The sequence below is a fragment of the Limnothrix sp. PR1529 genome (genome assembly GCF_002742025.1).
In the GTDB taxonomy this organism is placed as follows: Bacteria; Cyanobacteriota; Cyanobacteriia; order CACIAM-69d; family CACIAM-69d; genus CACIAM-69d.
On sequence record NZ_LIRO01000089.1, the window covers coordinates 1 to 3884 of the forward strand.

Consider the following 3884-nt stretch of genomic DNA (forward strand, 5'->3'; position numbering starts at 1 on the left):
CGCGAACTCTTCGAGCGAGCCTTTGCTTGTAATCCCCGCGATGGGCTGGTTTGTGCTTCTCTGGCCAAGCTGGAAGCACAACAGCATCATTGGGATCAAGCCCTGATCTATGCCGATCGGGCGATCGCCGCGAAACACAAAAAAGAACTGTACCGGCGACAAATGGTGGAGCTGCGGGCCGAAATCCACCTGGCTTTGGGCAACCCAGAGCTAGCCAGCGCCGATTTCCGCTATTTGGATCAAGCCCTGCAAGCCCAACTGAAGCAAAATCCCCGTAGCTTCCAGTTGCTGATCAACCGGGTCAAGCATTTGATTCGCTGGGGGCACTGCGACTCAGCCAGATGGGCCGAAGCCGCTACCCTGCTGGATCAAGCTGACCAGCGCGCCGACCTCCGCCAACGGTTGGAGGTGCTGAACCTGCAAGGGGAAGTGGCCCAATTGCAAGGCGATCGGCGCACTGCCCTTGCCTATTGGGACTCCGCTCTGCGCCACGATCCCACCTTCGCCCCCGCCCGCCAAAACCGTGATCGCGCCTAACCGATCGGCCCTAGCCGGTTGAATGGGGGATGTGGTTTCTGCACCGCAACCCGTGAGCCTAGATCGGAATTTCCACGGTGAACGTGGTTCCCTCCTGGGCCGTTGAATGGCAACCGAGCGATCCTTGGTGCTGTTCCTGCACAATTTGGTAGCTGATGGCCAAACCCAGCCCCGTGCCCTGGCCGATCGGCTTAGTGGTATAAAACGGCTCAAAAATTTTCGATCGCAGCGCTTCGGGAATGCCCAAGCCGTTGTCCTGGATGGAAATTTGCACCCGATCGGGCTGGCTGAGGCGTGTGGCGATGTGCAATTGGGGCACAAATCCGGCTCCCTCGTGGGCCCAGCGATCGGCCAAGGCATCGATCGCATTGCTCAACAGATTCATAAACACCTGATTGAGCTGATTGGCATGGCAAGTGACCGGAGGCAAAGGGCCATAGTCCTTGGTCACTTGAATCGCCGGGCGATCGCCCTGGTCAATCAATCGGTGATTCAAAATCATCAATGTGTTGTCCAGCCCTTCATGCAAATCCACCGCCTTCATACTGGACTCATCCAAGCGGGAAAAATTCCGCAGCCCCAGCACAATGTTGGTGATTCGTTGGCAACCGGATTGTAAGGAGCCGAGCACTTGCGGTAAATCGGCAATGAGGAAGTCGAAATCCAATTCTGCCAGGCGATCGCGCATGGCCGGCGAAAGATTGGGATATTCCGCTTGATAGGCCTGAATAATGCTCACCAAATCATGGAAATAGGCTTCCATGTGATACAAATTCCCCGCAATGAAAGCTGTGGGGTTGTTAATTTCGTGGGCAATTCCGGCCACCATTTGCCCCAAGCTCGACATCTTTTCCGCTTGGATTAATTGGGCTTGGGCCTGGCGCAATCGTTGAAGGGTGTCTTGAAGCTTGGCGGTGCGTTCTTCCACCTTTTGTTCCAAGGAGAGATTGGCGGCTTGCAAGGCTTCGGCCCGGCGGTGGGCTTCCATGGCAATGCTGGCCAGGCTGGCGGCGGTGTTGATCACCTCTCGGTGGTAGGCCGTGGGCTGGCAGGGAAACCGGTGCGACAGGGCAAAGGTTCCCAGCACCTCACCGTTGGCGGCCAAAAAGGGCGACGACCAGCAGGCGCGGATGCCGTGGCTGAGGGCAAAGTCTCGAAAAGATGACCAAAGGGGGTTGGTGGCAATGTCCGTGGCAAAGACCGGCTCACCGCGATAGGCCGCCGTGCCGCAGGATCCGGCACATTCGCCAATCATCAGCCCATCAACCCCTCGGGCAAATTCGCTGGGCAGGCTGGGGGCGGCCCCGGCACGCAGGCATTTTTGCTCGGGATCCAACACCAAAATTGAGCAATAGGCTCCGGGAAGTTCCTGCTCTAGCAGTTCACAGAGTTGATTAAAAACGAATTGCAGGTTGGCTCCTTGGGCGATCGAGCCGAGGACGCGGCTTTGGGTGTCAATCAAGGCTTCCGATCGCCGCCGCTCGATCGCCCCCGCCAGCACATTGGTCACGGCTTGCAGGAAGTAAACGTCATCTTCCGAGAACGATCGGGGCTGTTCGTGATGAATTTCCAGCAGCCCCAGCAGTTGATCGCGGCCCACCACGCCCAGCAGCAAACCGCTTTGGCTGTTGGCGGGCAAGGGAAGGGGAAAGTTCTGTAAATCGTGACCCAAGGGCACATTGGCCGCCAGCAATTGCGATTCCACACTGAAGAGCGACTGCACCAGGGGCACGTTAGCCACGGTCACTTCTGTGGGTTCGTTGGCGGCAGCGGGAATGGTGGCCACGCGCCGCAGGGATTGGCGATCGGACAACACGCGCCAAATGCTGCTGTAGGAGACTTTCAGCACCTCTGTCACCGCCTGCACGGCCCGCTCAAACAAGCGATCGAGCTGGTTTTCAAGCAAGGCCCACTGGCTTAAGGCTGTGATCACCATCTGCGCATTGCGATCGCTCAAGCAAGAGTAGGTCGCGCGATCGGGAGCCATCAAAGGAGAGTGGATTGCAGGATTCGCAAAGCTCATAGGGATTAAATGCAGTGGAGTTTCGGTCAGAGTGCTAATGAAAATCTGTATTCACGAAAACGCTATTCACGAAAACGCTATTCACGAAAATGCCATCTACAAAAATGCCCAAGAACCCAGTGAGTCGCCTCGGGCATTCTTGTGCTTAATCGGGGTTTGAATCCTGTCTCAGGATGGCTCAAAAACCGAATTTCAAAGGTCGGCATCGATACTCAATTTGCCCTAGCAGTAGGTTGGGTTGAGCTTTGCAAAATCCAACGCAATCCATGCAATTTTTGCAATCTTTGTGGTTGTTGGATGACCCTGCGGAAAGCAAGCCACGGGCCTCAAGCCAACCTACCAATTGAGCAGTTTTGGTAATTTTGTCAGTCAGCCAGCCTGATGGGGGAGAGAGATGTGGGTGCGGGTCTTGATGGGTGCAAGCGGCCACGTGGCGATCGCTCGCAAATCGCGTTGCTTGCGAACTGCGAACTAAGGGTCGGGATTGCCCTGATGGGGGCCTACGGTAGCGGCTAAAGGCGAAAAACTCGGGAATAAGCTTCCAAAAACGCGAAATTCCCGAATGTGAAGGGTTTTCATGACAAATTAGTTACGAAAACGACCTAATTCGGCTTGGTTAGCGAGCGATCGCCTAACGAATTTGGGCAAACCCTAACGATTGAGTAACCATTTTTGGATTAATTCCATCAGTTGCTTCAGGCGCATGGGCTTGCTGAGGTAATCGTTGGCCCCCGCTTGCAAGCAACGCTCCCGATCGCCCGGCATGGTCAGGGCTGTGAGCGCAATAATCGGCACGTCCGCCAGTTCCTCATCGTTGCGAATTTGCCGCATCGCTTCAATGCCATCCACCCCAGGCATCTGGATATCCATCAAAATCAAGTCGGGCCGCTCCAGGGTAGCCAAGGTCACGGCGGCCGCCCCGTCCCGAGCCACCAACAGCCGATAGCCCTTCGTATCCAAATAGGACGACACGGTGACGATGTTTGCTTCGTTGTCTTCCACCAACAAAATCAGGGGCGCGGATTCGGGCCCATCCAGCAGCGATGTGGTTTCCGTTACCTCAGCCCCTTGGCCGCTGACCGCTGCCGCCGACACGGCCTGCGTGAGGGGCAACGTAAAGGAAAAACAACTGCCCTGGCCCAGGGTGCTGGTGACGTTCACCATGCCCCCATGAAGGTTCACAATCCGCTTCACCAGGGCCAGGCCCAAGCCGGTTCCGGTCGTACGTCAATCTAATGTGGGATTGATAGAGTAGAGAGACTGATGGATGAAGGTTCACGCCATGGAATGCCCTCTGTGCGGTCACAGCAAAGCCCATAAAGAC

At 56.2% G+C, this 3884-nt stretch carries 2 protein-coding genes and 2 pseudogenes; 1 reads left to right on the forward strand and 3 read right to left on the reverse strand.

Annotation, left to right across the window (positions count from 1 at the left end; translation table 11 throughout):
- A pseudogene (locus AMR42_RS20535) lies at nt 1-537 on the forward strand (hypothetical protein); the annotation flags it as partial.
- Between the two features lie 58 nt (nt 538-595).
- Here AMR42_RS20535 and AMR42_RS12840 read toward each other — a convergent pair.
- The 3 genes and pseudogenes from AMR42_RS12840 to AMR42_RS21620 form a co-directional block, all read right to left on the reverse strand.
- Complete coding sequence (locus tag AMR42_RS12840; protein WP_099534022.1) at nt 596-2560, reverse strand: GAF domain-containing protein; 1965 nt, start codon at nt 2558-2560, stop codon at nt 596-598.
- A gap of 651 nt (nt 2561-3211) precedes the next feature.
- The gene (locus AMR42_RS12845) at nt 3212-3655 is read right to left on the reverse strand and encodes a response regulator (RefSeq protein ID WP_368670739.1); all 444 of its coding nucleotides are present in this window, start codon (nt 3653-3655) and stop codon (nt 3212-3214) included.
- A gap of 18 nt (nt 3656-3673) precedes the next feature.
- Nucleotides 3674-3772, reverse strand: a pseudogene (locus AMR42_RS21620) (ATP-binding protein); the annotation flags it as partial.
- Nucleotides 3773-3884: the final 112 nt, after the last annotated feature.